A 19,547-nucleotide genomic window follows, 5' to 3' on the forward strand; every position below is an offset into this window, starting at 1 on the left:
ACCATGACCGTCCGCAGCACCCGCCGCGGCACGATGCGCGCGGCCCTCGGAGCCGCAGCCGCCGTGATCGGAATCGTCGCCGCACCCGCCGTGGCGCAGGCCGCCCCCGCGCCCGCACCGCAGGCCCCCGTCGCGCAGGCTGCGCAGGCCGCCGGCCCCGACCGGTCGTCGGTCGTGCAGGCTGCCCTGACCCGCGTCGGCATGCCGTACTCCTACGGTGCCGCCGGCCCGAGCTCCTTCGACTGCTCGGGTCTCGTCACCTGGGCCATGAACCAGGCCGGTGTCAGCGTGCCACGCAGCAGCTACTCGCTGATGAGCGCCGGAACCCAGGTCTCGCAGGCACAGCTGCGCCCCGGCGACGTGGTGATCACCAACGGAGGCGGCCACGCCGCGCTCTACATCGGCAACGGCCAGGTGGTCGAGGCCGTGACCTCCGGCGTGCCCGTGCGCGTCGCCGGCATCCGCGGCTTCGTCACCGCGCGCCGCTACTGATTCAGGCGGGCCGCAGGGCCTCGAGCTGCTGCGCGACGAGCGTGGGCGCCTCGCCCAGCTCCCAACGGCCGAGGAAGAGTAGATCGTCGCCGCGTGTGAGCTCCAGCAGCACCGACTCGCGGCCCCAGTGCCGCGTGGTCGTGCGCTTGATCTCCAGGCCGTCCCACGGGAAGACCTTGCGGCCGAACGCTCCGCGGTAGACGACGCCGGCATCGTTGGCGGACAGTCGCGGGCGGAGCACGAGCACCTGCGCCCCGAGGTAGATCAGGGCGAGCACGCCGACGCCGACGAGGACCATGCCGACGGGGTCCTTGATGGCCTGGAAGCCGATCGCCGCGGCGCCCAACAGGACGCCCGCGACGAGCAGGACCACGCCCACGCCGCGCGGGGCGCTCCAGTTATCCACAGGTATATCCACAGCTGGGGATGAATGACATCGATGTGATTTCGCTGGTCAGGACTACTTCCACCACATCGTCATCAACAGACCGCTGATCATGAGGCCGAAACCGATGGCGAAGTTCCACGCCTCGAGGTTCGCCATCCACTCCAGCGGCTTGCCGGGCGCGCCCAAGCCGTTGGGGTCGGCACCGACGTAGTACACGAGCAGCCAGGCCAGCCCGGCGAGCATGAGCGCCAGGAACGCGACCACGAACCACCGGCCCGACGGAGCGCTCACCTTGACCGGTGTGCGCGAATCCGTGGCGGTGTTGATCGTGTAATCGGTCTTCTTCCGGACCTTCGACTTCGGCATGGCTTCCTTCTACCAGGGTGCGTTTCACCTGCCAGGTTATCGGATGTACCTGCGCCACCCCACCCCGCTACGCTGGACCGCGTGCGGATCCTCGTCGTCGACAACTATGACAGCTTCGTGTTCAACCTGGTCCAGTACCTCGGCCAGCTGGGCGTGGAGGCGGACGTGTGGCGCAACGACGATCCGCGGCTGGACGATCCGGCCGCGGCGGCGGCGCTGTACGACGGCGTGCTGCTCAGCCCCGGCCCGGGCACCCCGCAGCGTGCGGGGCAGACGATGCCCATGGTCGAGGCCGCCCGCGATGCCGGCTCCCCGCTGCTGGGCGTGTGCCTCGGGCACCAAGCGATTGGGGCCGTCTTCGGTGCGACGGTCGACCGGGCGCCTGAGCTGCTGCACGGCAAGACCTCGTTGGTGCACCACAACGGCCACGGCGTGCTCGCCGGCCTGCCCGACCCCTTCACCGCGACCCGCTACCACTCGTTGACTGTGCTCGAGCCCACGATCCCCGACGAGTTGGAGATCACCGGCCGCACCGATTCCGGCGTCGTGATGGGCTTCCAGCACCGCGAGCTGCCGATTCACGGCGTGCAGTTCCACCCCGAGTCCGTGCTCACGCAGGGCGGCCACCGCATGCTGGCGAACTGGCTGGCCGTGTGCGGCCTGGCGATTCCCGAGGCGCGGGTCGCCGAGCTCGAGCAAGAGGTGGCCGCGGCGCTCGGGTGAGCGCCGCGGACCGTCGGGCGACAGTACCGGTCGTCCCGACTCCGGCCTACGACCGGCGGACGTGCAGGACGATCGTCGCCGACGAGTCCACCTGGGCCCCGACATCGGGATCGGTACGCCACACCCGGCCGCGGTCGAACAGGCCCGACGGGGCGTCGACCACGGTGCGGATGTTCTCCGCCGAGAAACCGGCCTGGATCAGCGCGGCGCGGGCCGCGTTCTGATCCTGGTTGATCACGTTCGGCATGGTGATCGGCTTCGCTCGAGCGACCTGCAGGGTCACGGTGCTGCCCTTGTCGGCGTTAGAACCGCCGGTCGGGTTCTGACCCACGACGGTGCCCGCGGCGGCCGGATTGTCGACCTGCTGGACCTGGACGAGGAAGCCGAGGCCCTTGAGGTTCGAGGTGGCCTGGTCGACCTGTGTGTTGGTCACGTCGGGGACGCGCACCTGCTCCTTGCCGGAGCTGACGGTGAGCTGAATCGGCGTGCTCTGCTGCGTGTTCGTGCCGATCGCCGGGTTGGTGGAGATGACATTGCCCTTGACCACCGTCGGTGACGGATCGTTCTTGACGTCCTTGGCCACGGTGAAGCCAGCCTTCTCGAGGATCTGGCGGGCCTCCATCTCGGGCTTGTTCGCGACATCGGGTACGGCGGCGATCTTCGGGCCGGTGGAGACCTGCAGGACCACCGTCGAACCCTTCGCGGCGCTCGCGTTCGGCCCGGGCAGCGTCGAGATCACGTGCTCGGCGGGCACGGTGTTGTCGGGCATGCGCTGCACCTCGACGGTGAAGCCCAGCTTCTGCAGCGCCACCTGGGCGTCCGCGGCGGGCTCGCCGATCTGCGAGGTCACGGTGGCGGTCTGCTCGCCCCCGCGGCTGTTGAGCAGGTACCAGGTGGTGCCGCCGACGAGGACGAGCGCGATCACGGCCGCCGAGAGCAGCAGGAGCAGCTTCGACCTGCCCCCGGTCTTGGCCGGAGTGGAGTGCCGGCGGCGGGCCGGTGCGTCAGCGGGGGCGGTCGTGTCGACGATGGCCGTAGGCGGGTCGTCGCCCGATGGCTCGGTCGCGGCCGCGCCTGCAGCGCCTGCAGCGGCGACGGGGGCCGCAGCGGCCCGGCGACGGGGCTTCGTCGGCTCGGTGAGCAGCGCGTCGCGCTCCTCGTCGGAGAGCACCATGGGCGCCTCGGGCTTGCGGCCCGCGAGCACCCGGATCAGGTCCTGCCGCATCTCGCCGGCGGTCTGATAGCGGTTCGCGGGGTTCTTCGACAGCGCCTTGAGCGTGATCGAGTCCAGCTCGGGCGGGATCGTGTCCAGGACGGCGGACGGGGTCGGCGGATCCTCGCGGACGTGCTGGTAGGCCACGGAGACGGGCGAGTCGCCGGTGAACGGCGGCTGGCCCGTGAGCAGCTCGAAGAGCACGCAGCCGGCGGCGTAGACGTCGGAGCGGGCGTCGACGGAGTCGCCGCGGGCCTGCTCCGGCGAGAGGTACTGCGCGGTGCCGATCACGGCAGCCGTCTGCGTCATCCCGGCCGATGGGTCGCTCATCGCCCGCGCGATGCCGAAGTCCATCACCTTGATCTCGCCCGCGCGGGTGAGCATCACGTTGGCGGGCTTCATATCGCGATGCACGATGCCGTTGCGGTGGCTGAAGTCCAGCGCCGCGCAGACGTCGGCCATCCACGTCATCGCCGCCTGCGGGGCGATGGTCCCGTCGCGGCGCAGTACGTCACGCAGGGTCTCTCCGTCGACGTACTCCATCACGATGTACGGCAACGGTCCGCCGCTGGTCTGCGCCTCGCCCGTGTCGTAGACCTGCACGATCGTCGGATGGTTCAGCGATGCCGCGTTCTGCGCCTCCCGCCGGAACCGCTCGTAGAAGCTCGGGTCACGGGCCAGGTCGGCGCGGAGGACCTTGATCGCGACGTCGCGCGACAGACGCGTGTCCCGGGCCAGGTGCACCTCGGACATGCCACCGAACCCGAGCGTTTCGCCCAGGTCGTAGCGGTCGTTGATGCGACGCGGCGGGGTAGTCATCTGCTTGTCCGTTATCCGTCAGTTGTTGGGGCAGGGGAGAGGGATCCCGAAGATACCGGTGCACGGCGGCTTCGTCGTCGGCTCACCTCCGGTGACCGGCGGCTCCGAGGTCGTGGTCGGCGGCGGGGTCGTCGTGGTCGGCGGCGGCGTGGTCGTCGTCGGCTTCGGCGGCGGGGGCGGCGGCGTGGTCGTCGGCTGCACCGTCGACGTCTCGGTCACTGTGCGCGGCGCCTCCGTCGTCGTCCGTGGCGGCACCGGCCGGGCCGGCGTCGAGGTCCCCGTCGGCGGGGGCGCGACTGTCCCCGTGTCGGTCACACTCGTCGACGGCAGCGGCGTCTCATTACCGGTGTCGCGCGTGATGAAGTAGCCGCCGATGATCGCCGCGGCCAGCAGCAGGAGCGCGACCGAGACCCCGAGGATCGTCTTCTGTGCCTTGGTCCAGCCGCCGCCGTCCGAGTAGGCGGCGGGGGCCGCGGCCCGCGGCGTCGGGGTGGAGTTGCGTGAGACGGGCTGCGGGCCCGGTCGCGACGCCGGCGGCACGATCGCCGTGGCGGCGGTCTCCGGGACACCGGTCGCTGCGGCGGCCGCCGCCGGAGCGGCGCCGGTCCAGCCGCGCGGCATCGGCGGGCGCTGCCCGGCCTTGACTGCGGCGACGGCGTCGGCGAACTCGCCGCCGTTCGCGTACCGCTGCCGCGGGTCCTTACCCAGGGTCAGCGTGATCAGCTCGCGCACCGGCGCCGGCAGGTCGCTGGGCAGCGGCTCCGGCTGGTCCCGGATGTGCTTCATCGCGACCGTGATCGCCCCGTCGCCCGAGAAGGGACGCTTGCCCGCGAGGCATTCGTAGCCGACGACGCCGAGGGAGTAGACGTCGGAGGAGGCGGTGGCGTCTTCGCCGGAGGCCTGTTCGGGGGAGATGTATTGGGCGGTGCCCATGACCATGCCGGTTTTGGTGACGGGTGCGGCGTCGACGGCTTTGGCGATGCCGAAGTCGGTGATCTTGACCTGTCCGGTGGGGGTGATGAGGATGTTGCCGGGTTTGACGTCGCGGTGTACGAGGCCGGCGGTGTGGGCGACTTGGAGGGCGCGGCCGGTTTGTTCGAGGAGGTCGAGGGCTTGGGCTTGGCTGAGGTGGCCGAGGCGGCTGAGGACGGCGTTGAGGGGTTCGCCGTTGACGAGTTCCATGACGAGGTAGGCCAGGGGTGCGCCGCCGGCTTGGTCGGCGGTTTCGCCGTAGTCGTAGACGCCGGCGATGCCGGGGTGGTTGAGGGCGGCGGTGGTGCGGGCTTCGTTGCGGAAGCGGGCGAGGAATTCCTGGTCTTCGGAGAATTCGGCTTTGAGGACTTTGACGGCGACGCGGCGGTCGAGTCGTGTGTCCATGGCCTCCCAGACCTGGCCCATGCCGCCGGTGGCGATGAGCCGGAGGAGTTCGTAGCGGTCGGCGATCACCGATCCGGTCTGCAGACTCATCAGTTCCCCTGCCCGTTCACCGCGGCGCCAATCACCGCTCGTCCGATCGGCGCGGCGAGCGACCCACCGGTCGCCGCCTCGCCTTGATTTCCACCGTTCTCAATGATGACCGCCACCGCTACCTTCGGATCGTTCACCGGGCCGTACCCGATGTACCAGGCGTGCGGTGCCTCGCCGCCGCGCTGGCCCTGAGAGTGTTCCGCCGTACCGGTCTTCGAGGCGATCTGGACCCGGCCGCCTGACCCCTTGGTGTGCTGCTCCGACGCGATCATCAGCTCCCGCATCTGCGCCGCGACCTGCGGCGAGATCGCCTGTCCCAGCCGCTTCGGCGAGGTACCGCCAAAGGTGCTCAGGTCGGGCGCCTGGAAGGAGTCCACCAGGTAGGGCTGCATGCGAACGCCGCCGTTGGCGAGCGTTGCCGCGATCACCGCGTTCTGCAGCGGGGTCAGCGCCACATCGAGCTGGCCGATGGCCGACTGGCCCGTCTGGGCCCCGTCGGACAGCGGACCGGTCACCGACTGCGCGACCCGCAGCGGGATGGGGTCGGGCGTCGAGTTGACGCCGAAGTTGTTCGCCATCGCCTTGATCGCCTCGCCTCCGTCCTGGATCTTCGTCGTGGCCAGATCCACGAACGCCGTGTTGCACGAGTACTGGAACGCCTGCAACAGGCTGACGGTACCGCCCGAGGATTCGGGACACGTCATCCCCGCGTAGTTCTGCAGTGTCGTGCCGCCGCCGCCAGGCAGGGTGATCTGCTTGTCGGCGGTGAGCCGGGTGTTCAGGTCGACGCCTTTACCCTGCGCCAGCGCGGCGGCCGTGGTGATCACCTTGAAGGTCGATCCGGGCGGATAGGTCCAGCCGGTCGCGCGGTTGTCCATGGGCTTGTCCGGGTCGTCCTTGAGCTGTTCCCACGTCTTGGTGACCGCGCTCGTGTCGTGCGAGGACAGCGGATTCGGGTCGTAGCTGGGGGTCGAGACCATCGCGAGGATCTTGCCCGTCGCCGGCTCGATCGCGACGGCCGCGCCGTGGCACGGGCCGTTCGGGCCGCACGCCGTCGTCAGCTTCTCGTATGCGATCCGCTGCATCGTCGGATTGATCGTGGTGATGACGGTGCCGCCGCTCGGGTCGCGCCCGGACAGCAGGTCTACGACGCGGCGCCCGAAAAGCCGGTCGTCGCTGCCGTTGAGCACCGACTCCTCGGCGTGCTCGAGGCCGCTGGAGCTGTAGATCATCGAGTAGTAGCCGGTGAGCGGCGCGTACGCGCGCGCCATGTTCTCCGGGTAGGTGCGCAGGTACTTGTACCGGTCGTCGGTCTTGATCGACTGGGCCATGACCTGGCCGCCCGCCAGGATGGAGCCGCGCTGGCGCGCGTACTCGTCGAGGAGCACGCGCTCGTTGCGGCTGTCGGCGCGGAGGTCGTCGGCGCGGAAGACCTGTACCCAGGTGGCGTTGGCGAGCAAGGCGATCACGAGCAGGACCACGACGACGGAGATGCGGCGGATCGGTGCGTTCATACGCGCTTCACGATCTCGGTCGGCCGGTCGGGGACCGGTGCGCCGGGCTTGCGGGCGATCTTGGGCTCGCGGGCTGCGTTGGAGATGCGCAGCAGCAACGCGATGAGAGCGTAGTTCGTGAGCAGCGACGAACCGCCGTAACTCATGAAGGGCGTGGTCAGGCCGGTCAGCGGGATCAGCTTGGTGACGCCGCCAACGACGACGAAGAGCTGGATCGCCATCGTCGACGCCAGGCCGGCGGCCAGCAGCTTGCCGAAGCTGTCGCGCACCGTCAGGCTCGCGCGGAAGCCGCGGAAGATCAGCACCAGGAACAGCATCAGGACGGCCGCGAGGCCGATGAGGCCAAGTTCCTCGCCGACCGCGGCCATGATGAAGTCCGTCGACGCGAAGGGCACCATCGTGGGCCGGCCGGAACCCAGGCCCGTGCCGGCGAGCCCGCCCGTGGCCAGGGAGAACAGGGCCTGCGCGGGCTGGTACCCGATGGTCTCGTACGCGGCGAACGGATCGCTCCACACCTCGACGCGCACGCGCAGGTGCGGGAAGAGCTGGTAGGCGGCGACGGCGCCGATCACCGCGAGGCTCAAGCCCACGACGATCCAGCCGATCCGTTCGGTGGCGATGTACACCATCGCGAGCACGGTGAAGAAGATGAGCAGCGGCGTACCGAGGTCGTTCGCGTAGCCGAGCACGCCGAGCGCGATGATCCATACCAAAAGCAGCGGCGCAAGATCGCGGGCGCGCGGCAGGTCGATCCCCAGGACGCGGCGGCCCGCGGAGGTGAACAGGTCGCGTTTGGAGACCAGGAAGGCCGCGGTGAAGATGATCAGCAGGATCTTGCTGATCTCGCTCGGCTGGATGTTGAACAGCGGCGTCTTGATCCAGTTCTTCGAGCCGTTGATCTCCGACAGGCTGGACGGCAGCAGCGCGGGCAGCGCGAGGAAGACCACGCCCGCCAGGCCGATCGTGTACGCGTACTTCGACAGCGTCCGGTGATCGCGCAGCAGCGCCAGCACCCCGACGAGCACTGCCAGGCCCAACAGCGTCCACAGGACCTGCTGGTTCGCCTCCTGCGTCTGCGTGACGCGGCCGTTCTCTGCGTGCGCGTTGCCCAGGTCCATGCGGTGGATCAGCACCAGGCCCAGGCCGTTGAGCATCGCGACCACAGGCAGGATCACCGGGTCGGCGTACGGCGCGAACCGACGCACCGCGTAGTGCGCCGCGCCGTACAGCACGATGAAGGCGACCACGTACTTCGCCAGGTCAAGCGTGACCCGCTGCTCCTGCGCCCACTCCACCAGAGCGAGCGAGGTCCCCGTCACCACCGTGGCGGCGCCGAGGAGGACCAGCTCGTAGGTCCGGGAACGTCGGTTCGGGTCGAGGGCGATGCCCGCACCGGGAGTGATGACGCCCGACGTCACGAGGGGCCTCCGCGGCAGGGCCGCTCCGGCGTCGACGTCTGCGTGACGACCTTCGTGACGGGCGCCGGAGGCGGCGCGAGCGTCTCGCCGGCCGGCGGCGCCACGGTGGTCGACGGTGCCGGGACCGTCGGGTCCTGCGGGGTCGGGGGCGCCGGTGCCTCGATCTCCGTGGTGATCGCGCACCGCTCCATGAGGTTGTCCCGGTCCGTGAGGTTCCGGGCCTGCTCGCGGGCATCGTCGAGCGAGCTCGCGTACGGCAGACCGGCGAGGTTGGCGCGGCCGCGTGGCGTCAGGTCGCCGACGGTGAGTGGCGTGCAGCCCTGCGGGGCGCGACCGTCGGCGGCGGTGGTCTCCGCGATGCAGACGACCTCCTGCTCGGAGTTCAGTGCGCGCCCGAAGATCGATACCTTGACACCGTGCGAGATGGTGATGGTGCCCTTGTCGGTGGCCGCCACGAAGTAGCTGGAGTTCACCACCGAGCGGGTGACGATCAGGCCGACGGCGGCACCGACGAGCAGCACCAACAGCACGCCGAGGGCGATCCACTTGCGGCGCGAGCCGGTCTCGGGCTCCTCGTCGACCTCCGTCGCCACGACGCGGCGGGGCGCCTTCTTCGGCGGCCGCAGCGCGGCGGCGCGGCCCGCCGCGGTGTTGGCGGGCGGGACGTAGTCCTCGTCGTCGTCGTTCGCGGCGCCGCCGACGATGGGCCGGCTCTGCCCGACGCCGCCGTCCTCGACGCGGGCCACGACGACGGTGACGTTGTCCGGGCCGCCGGACTTGAGCGCCAGTTCGATGAGCCGGTCGGCGGCGGCGCCGACGCTCTCGTTGGCCATCTCCAGCGTCTCGCCGATGGTCTCGTCGCTGACCACGTCGGACAGGCCGTCGGAGCACAGCAAGTAGACGTCGCCGGCCTTGGCCTCGCGCAGCGTCAGGGTGGGCTCCACCTCGTGCCCGGTGAGCGCCTTCATGATCAGCGAACGCTGCGGGTGCGTGTGGGCCTGCTCCGCGGTGATCCGGCCCTCGTCGACGAGGGTCTGGACGAAGGTGTCGTCCTTGGTGATGCGGATGAGCTCGCCGGCGCGCCGCAGGTACCCGCGGGAGTCGCCCACGTGGATCAGCCCCAGCTTGGAGCCGGCGAACAGGATTGCGGTGAGGGTGGTGCCCATGCCCTCGAGCTCGGGGTCCTCGACCACCTGCTCGGCGATGGTCTCGTTGCCGGCGACCATCGCCTCCTCGAGAGTGTCCAGCAGGTCGCCGCCGGGCTCGTCGTCGTCGAGGGGGGCGAGCGCGCTGATCATGAGCTGCGAGGCGACCTCGCCCGCGGCGTGGCCGCCCATGCCGTCGGCCAGCGCCAGCAGGCGGGCGCCGGCGTACACGGAGTCCTCGTTGTTGCTGCGGACGAGGCCCCGGTCGGAACGGGCGGCGTATCGAAGGACGAGGCTCACGGGCGCAACTCGATCACTGTCTTGCCCACGCGCACCGGGGTGCCGAGCGGGACGCGGGTGGGAGTAGTGACCTTGTTGCGGGCCAGGTAGGTGCCGTTGGTGGAGCCGAGGTCTTCGACGTACCAGTCGTCACCGTCGCGCGAGAGGCGCGCGTGCCTGGTCGACGCGTAGTCGTCGTTGAGCACCAGGGTGGAGTCGTCGGCGCGGCCGATGAGCACGGGTTGCTGGCCGAGGGTGATCCGCGTGTTGGCGAGTGGACCGTGGGTGACCACGAGGTACTTCGCGACCTTGCTGGTGCGGGAGAAGAGGGCCCGACGGGGCGCCTTGGCCTCCTTCTGGCGGGGCCGCAGGCCCGACGCCAGCCGTGCGTCGGACCGCAGCGCGCTGATGACCAGCCAGATGCACAGCCACAGCAACAGGAGGAAACCCGCCCGGGTCAGCTGCAACACGAGTCCCTGCACGGTGTCTCCCTCCTGGTCGTATCCGACGCACACTCGTCCAGCGCCCGCCGTGCGGGCGCTGTCTTACGGGTCTGCTTTCGCCGCCCCGACGTGAAATCTACTGGAAGCGGACCACGATGTCGGAGTGGCCGACGCGGATGCGGTCGCCGTCGGCGAGCTCCCAGTTGGAGACTGGCACGTCGTTGACCGAGGTGCCGTTGGTGGAACCGAGGTCGTTGAGGACAGCGGCGTAGCCGTCCCAACGGATCTCCACGTGCCGCCGCGAGACGCCCGTGTCCGGGAGACGGAACTGGGCGTCCTGGCCGCGACCGATCACGTTCGTGCCCTCGCGCAGGGCGAAGGTGCGGTTGGAGCCGTCCTCCAGGTACAGGGTGACCGCCTGCGGCTGGGCATAGCCGCTCTGCGGCTGCTGGTAGCCCTGGTCGTAGCCGGGCTGCTGGTAGCCGCCCTGGTCATACCCCTGCTGCTGGTAGCCCTGGTCGTACGCGGGCTGCTGCTGGTAGCCCTGGTCGTAGCCGGGCTGCTGGTAGTTCTGCTGCCCGTAGCCCTGGTCGTATGCGGGCTGCTGCTGGTAGCCCTGGTCATACCCCTGCTGCTGGTAGCCCTGGTCGTATGCGGGCTGCTGCTGGTAGCCCTGGTCGTAGCCGGGCTGCTGGTAGTTCTGCTGCCCGTAGTTCTGGTCGTATGCAGGCTGCTGCTGGTAGTTCTGGTCGTAACCTTGCTGCTGGTCGTAGCCCTGCTGGCCGTAACCCTGGTCGTAGGCCGGCTGCTGGTAGTTCTGCTGGCCGTAGTTCTGGTCGTACCCGGGCTGCTGCTGCTGGCCGTAGTTCTGGTCGTACCCCGGCTGTTGCTGCTGCTGGTAGCCGCCCTGGTCGTACTGGCCGCCGTGCCGTCCCTGGTCGTATCCGGGATTGTTGCTCATCGAATCGGCTCCTGATTCTGCAGGTGGTCGCTGGGGTACAAGGTTCTGAGGGACTGCATCCGGATCCACGGTGCCGCGGGCCCGGAACTGGCCCGTGTGCAGGCCTGGTGACTGCTCGAAGTGCACGACCACGTCACCATAAGTCTGCCAGCCGTTGTCATGGATGTATTCGTCGAGGTGCTTCGAGAAGGCACGGATCGCGAGTTCGCGGTCCGCCTCGAAGGTCTCCTGATCGGTGGGGGAGACTGCGATGACGTACTTGTTGGGTACCAGGTACGCCCCGTCTCCGAGGGATTGCAGCTGATCCTCTGCCTCGCGCTGGAGAGCTGCCTCCACTTCCTGGGGGACCACCTTGCCGCCGAAGACACGGGCAAAGCCGTCGCCCACCGCGCCCTCGAGCTTGCGCTCGAACCGCTGCAGGATTCCCATGGAACGACTTCCCCCTTCCTCAGCGTGTCGTGATGCATGTACTGACCAATGATGATAGCCGCGATCCTGGCACGACGAAGTCAGCGTAACCCCATTGGTCCCAACTGTCCCTTTGGTAGCACGAATGTGTGCGGGCCGGCAAGGTCGGAGTGCCAGGTCGGGGTCCGATTTCGCCGGCCGCATCGCCTCGTGTTAATCTTCTCCGGTCGCTCGGGCGAGTGGCGGAATGGCAGACGCGCTGGCTTCAGGTGCCAGTGTCCTTCGGGACGTGGGGGTTCAAGTCCCCCTTCGCCCACACACGAGCAGTTCTATGAACTGCCGCACCCGAGGTCACGAACTCACAAGAGCTCGTGACCTCGGGTTTCGTCGTTTCTGGAGCGAGGTGGTGAGCGCGGTCGCCGTGTGGCGTCGGAAGTGGGGTTAGCGGGTGACTCCGGGTGTCAGGCCCGGAGGTCGGATAGCGATTCACCGGCTCGGCGCCTTGCGGCGGACCCGCGAGTGCGGGCTGAGGAGTGGCGGCACCCAACGCGAGTGCTGAGGCGCGGCGCTGGCCTATTTTTCAGGCTCGCTCGCCTGCCGTGCCCTACCTTCGGCAGATCTTCCGCCGATTGCGCGACAGTCGAGGCGGGAGTGGGTGCGCTGGCATCGTTGAGGCGTCTGTTCAACGAGCCATGATCGTCACGTCTTGGGTCGCAGTAGCTACCGCGACTCCGTCCTTGACGATCCACGCTGGCACCCAGTGCGGTCCGGGGAAGTCACTTGTCTCGCGGATCACGCGGCCGCGCTGGCGGATCTCACCCCGGAACGCATTCCGGCTTGCCGCTTCAGGGCCCGCGTTTCGCACCTTCCAATACACGCTGTATGGCTCTTGCACGCTGCATGACTCGACTCTGAACTCGAGGGTCCGTCCGATGGGCACCAGGTTTCCGTTCGCGCTCAAGGGGCGCGGTATCGCCCTCTGCCGTTCTTAGTTGGGGACATTCGGCCGACGACGTGAACGGTGTCGGCGGCAGTCAGACGTTCAGGAAATCCGAATTGCTGAGTTATGGTCAGTTCACCAGGCGCCATCTGATGCTCGTAGGTCAGCAGTACCGGTGGTGTCGCGGACGCGGAGAGAGAAGACGTTGAGGTGGCGCTGTTGGTGCCAAACCCGTCTCCGAACAGGACTCTCCACCTGTCGGGGCGCGCCCTAGTGGTCGTCCTCGTTGCGCGGCAGCGGCACGAGGCGATGCTGATCACCGCCCGCGGACGGCGGGAGGTGAAGCCAGGTGTCCGCCGTTTCCTCCGGGGTCCCGCCCTCGCAGGTCCCGCAGCTCGCACGTCCGGCTCGGTGCACCGGTGCCCAGCGGTAGGGCTGCTGTGAATGCAGCCAGGCGCGCACGTGGGGCGAGCCGCTGTAGGGGCGCAGCCCTGCTGAGTTGGTTGGCCAGCGGCGGGCCGGTGCCGCGAGTTCCGCGCCGTGCAGGTACACCCATCGTCCGATGCCGACGCCGATGAAGTGTTCCGGGTCTCCGAAGTAGGTGTCGTCGAGCTTGCCGATGAACGCCTTCGGCGTTCTGGACTTCGCGGAGGCGTCGGAGGAGATGCGCCCGTCGTGGTAGAACTTCACGCCCATGCCGCTGAGGGGTTCGATCACCGACGTGTAGTCGTCGTCATGGCGCACACGTAGGTTGTCGCCCCCGGCTCGGGCCCGTGCCACGCATTCGCGGTAGGCCGATTGCCAGAGCCGGATCGCCCGGTACATGCGCCTCGGCGAGCGTGTGTCGGCGGTGGCGGAGGCCGCGATCGAGACGGCGAGCTTCCACCGCGCGTATGGGCTTCCGGCGAGGGCGTGCTTCATCTCGGCGCGGCGCTCGTCGTTGCTGAGGTCGTTCTGTGGGACGAGGTGGTCGAGGAGCGCGGTGTAGGCGGCATCCATGCACTCCCAGTTGATCTGACCCATGCGGATCATGCCGATTCGCTCGCGGAGGTCGTGCCAGGGGCCTCGTGATCGGCAGGGTCGGGGCGCGGCTGTTCAATCCCCTTCAGCCCCCAGAGGCTTTCGCTGAGCGTGTTTCGACGCTCGTCGAGTCCCTCGGTCAGGGTGAGGTAGAGGAACCCTCCGTCGCTCGGTGCGAACCTGACCGAGACCTCGTCGGTGTCGCCGCTCTCGAGCGCTGCGATCACCTCCGGGCCGTTGACGGCCACCGCGCTGGGATGGAAAACGGTCACTCCCCCAACACGCATCGTCTTCCCAGCCAGCTCGACCGCGAGCTCGCGGGCCGGCCATTCCATGCGGAACGGCCCGGCGAGCAGCGCGCGCAGCTGCGGGCTGTCCTCGACGCAGTCGAGGGGCAGGGTGTAGCTGCGCGCGGAGGGAGAGGCGGCCAGGCCGCCATCGAGGAGGATGCGCGCGACCCTGAGGTCGGCCCGCTCCTTGTCCGTGAACTCGGAGGGGAGGGTGAAGTGGACGCCGCTGTGGCGCTGCAGGACGTCAAGGTCCTCGGCGATCTCCTCGAGGATGGCGGACTGCTCATCATCGCCACCAACCGGCTGGTTTGTGTTGAGGGCCATCAGCAACCCCTCCCCGGCGAGGTGCAGTTCGAACCGCGGCGCGGTCTTGATGCCGCGGGCCAGCGCGAAGACCTGCAGGACCTCGTAGGGCAGGCAGTCCGCGAGGTCGTAGGAGAGGCAGATCGTGCCGGTGTCGCCGGGCCCCATATCTCGCGGGTAGAGCAGCTGCACCGTCAGCTTGCCGTGGCAGAAGGCGAGATCGAGGGAGAAGCCCTCCGTGCCGTCACCAGCGTAGGAGACCTTCCCGTCGTGGGAGTTCGTCAGCTCGCCGTTCTCGTCGAGGATGCGCAGCTCGACCGTCATCCCGATCCCTGGTGCCTCGCTCACCGGGGACAGGAGCAGCTTTACGGGGGTCGTCTCGCTGGCGACGAGCTCGGGCCCGTCGACTCGGAAAGAGGAGAGCACCTCGGCGGGGAGCTCGACGACGTCTGCGGTTCCGAAGGCAATTGACCGCTGTAGTTGCCGCTCGAGGTCGGCGTGCTCGGGCCCGAAGGCTGCGCTGAAGGAAACCCGGATCGGGCTGGTGATGTGGGCGCGGTTGTGCCGGGGACGCAGGATCTGGGTGATCTGGTCCCCGTCGCGACGGAAGTCCAGGGTCCAGTCGGAGTCTACGGCATCGACGATGGAACCGAGGTCGCGAACACGCTGAGCGAGGTCGCGTTGCGGGTCGAGAAGGAGACTGGTCTCCTGCTGGTACAGCTTCGCGGCCTCCCTGAGGGAGTCGCGATTCCACCATCGATCGACGTCAGGGTTGTCGATGACGAGGTCGTCAAGTTCCTTGCGCCCGATGATGTTGATGATCGGCGCGTCGGGGTCGCCGGCGCTGAGGCCTTCGACGAAGGTCCGCTCGTCGGTGGTCAGGTTCCGAGGGACGACGAGGACCCATTCGAACGGGTTGTGTCGGAGTGCCGAGTTGTAGGACTTCGTGATCTGCCGTTGGCGGGTCTGCTTGAATCCGCCGGAGAAGCCCTCGGGGAAGTACTTCAGCTGGAATATCCGAGTCCGGTTGCCCTGGCGGATGACGATGTCTTTGCCGCCGTCGCCGCCGTCGCCGCCGCGGCCGTCGACGGCGTAGGCCTGGTCTGCGTCGGGGTACCGGCGGCAGATCAAGTTCTCTGCGACGCGATCGAAGTTCAGTTGCCCGATGGTGTCCCAGTTGATGCCGGTCAAGATCACCGAGCCCCTCCACAATTCACGAAGGCCTAATAGCCCCCTCCACCTCGGAGTCTATCGAGTTCCTTCGATGGTGGCTCGGACCTCAGTCAGGGGCGGAAGGAGCTCACTTCGGCCAGGGACTGGCCCGAACTCGACGGGCCAGCGGGTGACCCGGTGCGCGATGCCGGCGTCACACGTGAAGCCTCCAGCGAGCACATTTCTACTTCCTTTCACAGGTAGGAGGCGGCGATCTCCATGGCCCGCCCTGGCGCTCTCGACATGACAAGAGACCTGCTATAAATCCGCGGCCCGCGCGATGTGTGCGCGATCATGGACGCAGGCAGGTCGGCACTGATCCGTCTTCTCTTCTCGGCGCCCGGGGCGCGGACAGGCTGGGCATGAAGATCGTTACGTTGAGATTGAGCAACTTTCAGTCATTCGGCCCGGAACCCACGGCGATCGACCTATCTGATCTCACCTACGTGCTGGGACCGAACGGGTCGGGCAAGACGGCGGTTCTCGAGGCATTGTCCAGGCTCTTCAGCCCGATCCTGCCGCAACGCACTATCCGCCCTGCTGACTTCCACGCTCCTTACAGTTCTGCGGCCAACACCGACGACGTGCCGTCGACGTTGTGGCTCGAGGTTGATATCGCGCTACCGGAGAGCGGCGACGATGGGCAGCACGCGTCGGTACCTCCGAACTTTGCCCATATGCGGATCGCAACCGAGGACGACGTTCCGCAGGTGCGGGTGCGCCTGACCGCCACCCTCGCCCCGGATGGAGTGGTGGACGAGAAGATCGAGTACGTGCTGGAGTTCGACGAGTTGGGGAACCCGTGCAAGACCGAGTCGATGTCGCGCTACGACAGGGGCCACATCGAGGTGCACTACCTTCCGGCACGCCGCGACCCGAGCGACCATATCGCTTACACGACGTCGTCGTTGATCGGGCGGACGCTACGCGCCGCGGACTGGGCAGCGGAGCGTACCAAGCTCAGCAATCTCAGTGACGAGATCACCAAGACCCTGACCATGAACGCGGCAGTCGCGAGGATCGGCATCGATCTCTCCGCCGAATGGCAAGGGCTGCACAAGGGCTCCTTCTTCGCCGATCCGGCCATCGCGTTTGGCAGAGGCGAACTCGAAGGAGTATTGCGTCAGATCACCGTCGCGTTCAGCCCTTCCCACGACGGAGCAGCGTTGCCGTTCGAAAGGCTCTCTGACGGGCAGAAGTCGCTGCTGTACATCTCTCTGGTGCTGTCCTGGCAGGTGCTCGCGCGCCGCGTCCTCGCTGGCAAAGCGAGTTCGCTGGACCCGGACAAGCTGCGGCCGCCTGTGCACACTGTGATCGCTTTGGAAGAGCCTGAGAACAGCCTTGCCCCGCAGTACTTGGGCCGTATCATCCGTCAGCTACGCGGTGCGTGCGAAGAAGGCGACGTGCAGAGCGTGATCGCCACGCACGCGCCTGCACTACTGCGACGTGTCGACCCAGAGGCTATCCGCTTCTTGCGACTGAACAGCGAGCGGCAGAGTACGGTGCATCGCGTCGTGCTCCCCGACAGCAGCGAGGAGGCGTCCAAGTACGTGCACGAAGCCGTAAAGGCGTACCCCGAGCTGTACTTCTCCCGTCTCGTCGTATTGGGCGAGGGGGCCAGCGAGCAGGTCGTGATCCCGCGCGTTTTGGCCGCCGCTGGCATCGCTGAGGATGATGCGTCCGTGTCCGTCGTCCCGCTCGGCGGGCGACATGTGAACCATTTCTGGCGTCTCCTGAACGAACTCCACATCCCGCACGTCACATTGCTTGACCTGGACAGCGGCCGGTACCAGGGCGGGTGGGGCCGTGTACGAAACGCAGCGAACCAGATGAATAGGGTCAAGTCGACCTTCAAGCAGGAGCATATCGACAAGCTGCCGAGTTGGGACGCCGATCGAGACTTCCCTGAGTTCGCTGAAGGAAAGAACGCCGTCTTCGCGCTGGAAGGGAAAGGCGTGTTCTTCTCTGCGCCGGTCGATCTGGACCTGATGATGCTGAGCGCATTTCCGGATACGTACGACGTGAAACCGAGCGTGCCGGACGAGCAAGCGATCGTCGCGATCCTTGGGAAGAAGCACGTCAACCACCAGCGGCTCGAGAATGACGTGCTTGCCCTATTCGACGACTACCACGCAAAGTTCAACCTGAGCAGTAAACCGGCCACTCACTTGACGGCGCTTGCCTCTCTCGACGACGAGGCACTCAACGAGGGTCTGCCGGGCACGCTCCGTAGGCTTGTGGCACATGTGCAGGCCAGGCTGACGGAGCTGCCGGAATGATCGGCCCGGAAGACTGGACTCCCGCCGACGGCAAACAACTGGAACGCAACGCCCTAACGGCAGTAAAAGCCGATACCGGGAGCGTTGTGGTGGCTGCGGGACCGGGCGCGGGCAAGAGCGAGCTGCTAGCGCAGCGTGCGGACTTCCTCTTCCGCACCGGCGCGTGCCCCTACCCGCGCCGGATTCTCGCGGTGTCGTTCAAGGTCGATGCGGCGAGGAACCTGCGCGACCGAGTCCGCCTGCGTTCGGGCGCCCGCTACGCCGCAAGGTTCGACAGCTTCACGTTCCACGCGTTCGCGAAGCGAATCATCGACAACTACCGCCCCGCCTTGACGGGCCAAGACGCCCTGAACCCCGACTACCGGATCGACCAGACCACTCGGATCGAAGGCGAACAGATCACGTTCGCGGACATGGTGCCCCTCGCGCTCGACATCATCGAGAACAACCCCTACGCGCGCGGCGGAATCCGCCAGACCTACAGTCACGTGTTCTTCGACGAGTTCCAGGACGCTACTAGTGCCCAGTACGACCTCATCAAGGCCGCCTTCGGTGATTCGACTGCGCTTCTCACCGCAGTCGGGGATGTCAAACAACGTATCATGGCGTTCGCTGGCGCTCTGGATGGGATTCTGCAAACGTTCGCTGACGACTTTGACGCCATTTCTCTTCCGCTGTTCCAGAACTTCCGCTCCGATCCACGGCTACGGCGCATGCAGAACCGAATGATCGCTGACATGGACCCCGAGGCGACTAGTGACCTAGAGAGCCTTGCCGGCGACGACGGCGTTATCGACATCTGCGGATTTGACTCTGATGTGGAAGAGGCCGATTTTATCGCCGGTCTCGTGCAGGAACGCCTCGACGCCGGCACTCCGCGATCCGAGGTCGTGGTACTGATCAGGCAACAACCTCACCTTGTCGGTTCCAAGCTGTTCAACGCGCTCACCGCACGTGGCATCCCCTTTCGCAATGAGCAGAAAGAACAAGACCTCGCCGCTGAACCTGCTGCAGCGCTCCTCTTCAACTTCATCCGCGTGGTCGCCGACGATCGTCAGCCCGCCGCCTACGGAGACCTGATGCGCGTTGCCTCCCGATCAGACGCCTCCGAGGAGCCGCTCCGCTCCGACCGTCAACTCAAGAGGCTCCTCCAAGACGCCCGTGGAACGCTACGGGCTGCTCCGGAACTCGGCTCTGACATAGATTTCTGGCGGGGATGGACGGACAGGCTGATGGTCCTGGTGACCCGCCCGGTCCTGCTGGCGTTGTCGCCTGGATATGCACAAGGTTCCCGATTCGATGACGTTGTTGCACAGGCCTTGGACGCATTCGAGGCCGCCCTGAGTCTCGACGCAGCTCCGTCTCGTGCAATCCAGCACCTCTCGGACGTAGACGCCACTCGAATACTGACGATCCACAAGTGCAAAGGACTCGAGTTCGAACACGTCATCATCCTCGGCGTCGAGAACGAGACGTTCTGGGGCAAGCCCGACCGGGCCCTAGCGGAGTTCTTCGTCGGCGTCTCACGCGCGAAACACCGACTCACCCTCACCTGGGCAAAGCATCGAGAGCGCCCGCATGGGCACCGCGGGAGATGGGACACAGCCCGAACAGCGCACGAAATCTACCTGGACTACGCACTCGACGTGTAGGGCGAAACGGTCGATAGCGGCTGTTAAGGGCGAGCGATCGGCCGGGGGGAGTAGCCATCGCAGAATTGGTAGGGCGCTGACGGAGCGAACGGAGCAGTTCGATGAACTGCGGGGCCGGGTCACGCAGTCGTAAGAGTCGTGACCTGGGCGTCATTCATATCTGGATTGGTGAGGCGGATCGACAACGAATGCTGCTGCATCGATTCCGTCGGGTG

At 67.4% G+C, this 19,547-nt stretch carries 16 protein-coding genes and 1 tRNA gene; 5 read left to right on the top strand and 12 right to left on the bottom strand.

The features are described 5' to 3' along the window. Positions 1 to 3 precede the first annotated feature (3 nt). Positions 4 to 492, top strand: a complete 489-nt coding sequence (locus tag HNP44_RS04835) for a C40 family peptidase (RefSeq protein WP_259141208.1) — start codon at positions 4 to 6, stop codon at positions 490 to 492. Between the two features lies 1 nt (position 493). Here the strand turns inward: HNP44_RS04835 and HNP44_RS04840 are convergent, their stop codons facing one another. Both HNP44_RS04840 and crgA read right to left on the bottom strand, forming a co-directional pair. Continuing rightward, on the bottom strand, positions 494 to 898 hold the full coding sequence (locus tag HNP44_RS04840) for a PH domain-containing protein (RefSeq protein ID WP_259141207.1): 405 nt from the start codon (positions 896 to 898) through the stop codon (positions 494 to 496). A gap of 54 nt (positions 899 to 952) precedes the next feature. Then, entirely contained in the window at positions 953 to 1,246 is a 294-nt protein-coding gene (crgA, locus tag HNP44_RS04845; RefSeq protein ID WP_259141206.1) for a cell division protein CrgA, read from the bottom strand. Between the two features lie 81 nt (positions 1,247 to 1,327). Between crgA and HNP44_RS04850 the strand changes: the two genes are divergently transcribed. After that, on the top strand, positions 1,328 to 1,969 hold the full coding sequence (locus HNP44_RS04850; protein ID WP_259141205.1) for an aminodeoxychorismate/anthranilate synthase component II: 642 nt from the start codon (positions 1,328 to 1,330) through the stop codon (positions 1,967 to 1,969). 46 nt (positions 1,970 to 2,015) lie between these two features. Here HNP44_RS04850 and pknB read toward each other — a convergent pair whose 3' ends face one another. From pknB to HNP44_RS04885, 7 genes are all read right to left on the bottom strand, one after another. Continuing rightward, positions 2,016 to 4,001, bottom strand: coding sequence for a Stk1 family PASTA domain-containing Ser/Thr kinase (gene pknB, locus HNP44_RS04855; protein WP_259141204.1), 1,986 nt, complete (start codon positions 3,999 to 4,001; stop codon positions 2,016 to 2,018). Between the two features lie 18 nt (positions 4,002 to 4,019). Beyond that, positions 4,020 to 5,468 (bottom strand): serine/threonine-protein kinase, encoded by a 1,449-nt coding sequence (locus HNP44_RS04860; RefSeq protein ID WP_259141203.1) that lies wholly within the window; start codon positions 5,466 to 5,468, stop codon positions 4,020 to 4,022. Further along, positions 5,468 to 6,982, bottom strand: coding sequence for a peptidoglycan D,D-transpeptidase FtsI family protein (locus HNP44_RS04865; RefSeq protein ID WP_259141202.1), 1,515 nt, complete (start codon positions 6,980 to 6,982; stop codon positions 5,468 to 5,470). Before HNP44_RS04865 ends, HNP44_RS04860 begins: the two co-directional genes overlap by 1 nt. Beyond that, positions 6,979 to 8,400: an FtsW/RodA/SpoVE family cell cycle protein gene (locus HNP44_RS04870; RefSeq protein ID WP_259141201.1), complete on the bottom strand. Its 1,422-nt coding sequence runs from the start codon at positions 8,398 to 8,400 to the stop codon at positions 6,979 to 6,981. Before HNP44_RS04870 ends, HNP44_RS04865 begins: the two co-directional genes overlap by 4 nt. Further along, positions 8,397 to 9,845: a PP2C family protein-serine/threonine phosphatase gene (locus tag HNP44_RS04875; protein WP_259141200.1), complete on the bottom strand. Its 1,449-nt coding sequence runs from the start codon at positions 9,843 to 9,845 to the stop codon at positions 8,397 to 8,399. The genes HNP44_RS04870 and HNP44_RS04875 overlap by 4 nt, the downstream gene beginning before the upstream one ends. Further along, on the bottom strand, positions 9,842 to 10,306 hold the full coding sequence (locus tag HNP44_RS04880) for an FHA domain-containing protein FhaB/FipA (RefSeq protein WP_224644811.1): 465 nt from the start codon (positions 10,304 to 10,306) through the stop codon (positions 9,842 to 9,844). The genes HNP44_RS04875 and HNP44_RS04880 overlap by 4 nt, the downstream gene beginning before the upstream one ends. A gap of 97 nt (positions 10,307 to 10,403) precedes the next feature. Then, a complete protein-coding gene (locus HNP44_RS04885) occupies positions 10,404 to 11,657 on the bottom strand; it encodes a DUF3662 and FHA domain-containing protein (RefSeq protein ID WP_259141199.1) in 1,254 nt (417 codons plus the stop codon). A 212-nt stretch (positions 11,658 to 11,869) separates the two neighbouring features. Between HNP44_RS04885 and HNP44_RS04890 the strand changes: the two genes are divergently transcribed. Then, positions 11,870 to 11,952 (top strand) — tRNA-Leu (locus HNP44_RS04890). Positions 11,953 to 12,318: 366 nt separating this feature from the next. On the opposite strand, the gene HNP44_RS20880 is transcribed toward HNP44_RS04890, so the two are convergent. The 3 genes from HNP44_RS20880 to HNP44_RS04900 all read right to left on the bottom strand — a co-directional run bounded on the left by HNP44_RS20880 (position 12,319) and on the right by HNP44_RS04900 (position 15,380). Next, complete coding sequence (locus HNP44_RS20880; RefSeq protein ID WP_374758731.1) at positions 12,319 to 12,597, bottom strand: nucleotide-binding domain-containing protein; 279 nt, start codon at positions 12,595 to 12,597, stop codon at positions 12,319 to 12,321. Positions 12,598 to 12,846: 249 nt separating this feature from the next. Further along, on the bottom strand, positions 12,847 to 13,608 hold the full coding sequence (locus HNP44_RS04895) for a hypothetical protein (protein ID WP_259141198.1): 762 nt from the start codon (positions 13,606 to 13,608) through the stop codon (positions 12,847 to 12,849). Then, positions 13,605 to 15,380, bottom strand: a complete 1,776-nt coding sequence (locus tag HNP44_RS04900; RefSeq protein ID WP_259256830.1) for a hypothetical protein — start codon at positions 15,378 to 15,380, stop codon at positions 13,605 to 13,607. The genes HNP44_RS04895 and HNP44_RS04900 overlap by 4 nt, the downstream gene beginning before the upstream one ends. A 383-nt stretch (positions 15,381 to 15,763) precedes the next feature. On the opposite strand from HNP44_RS04900, the gene HNP44_RS04905 reads away from it, so the two are divergent. Then, a complete protein-coding gene (locus tag HNP44_RS04905) occupies positions 15,764 to 17,680 on the top strand; it encodes an ATP-dependent nuclease (RefSeq protein WP_259141196.1) in 1,917 nt (638 codons plus the stop codon). Then, positions 17,677 to 19,332 (top strand): ATP-dependent helicase, encoded by a 1,656-nt coding sequence (locus tag HNP44_RS04910; protein ID WP_259141195.1) that lies wholly within the window; start codon positions 17,677 to 17,679, stop codon positions 19,330 to 19,332. The genes HNP44_RS04905 and HNP44_RS04910 overlap by 4 nt, the downstream gene beginning before the upstream one ends. Positions 19,333 to 19,547: the final 215 nt, after the last annotated feature.

Source organism: Tsukamurella ocularis, assembly GCF_024807615.1.
GTDB classification, from domain to species: Bacteria; Actinomycetota; Actinomycetes; order Mycobacteriales; family Mycobacteriaceae; genus Tsukamurella; species Tsukamurella ocularis.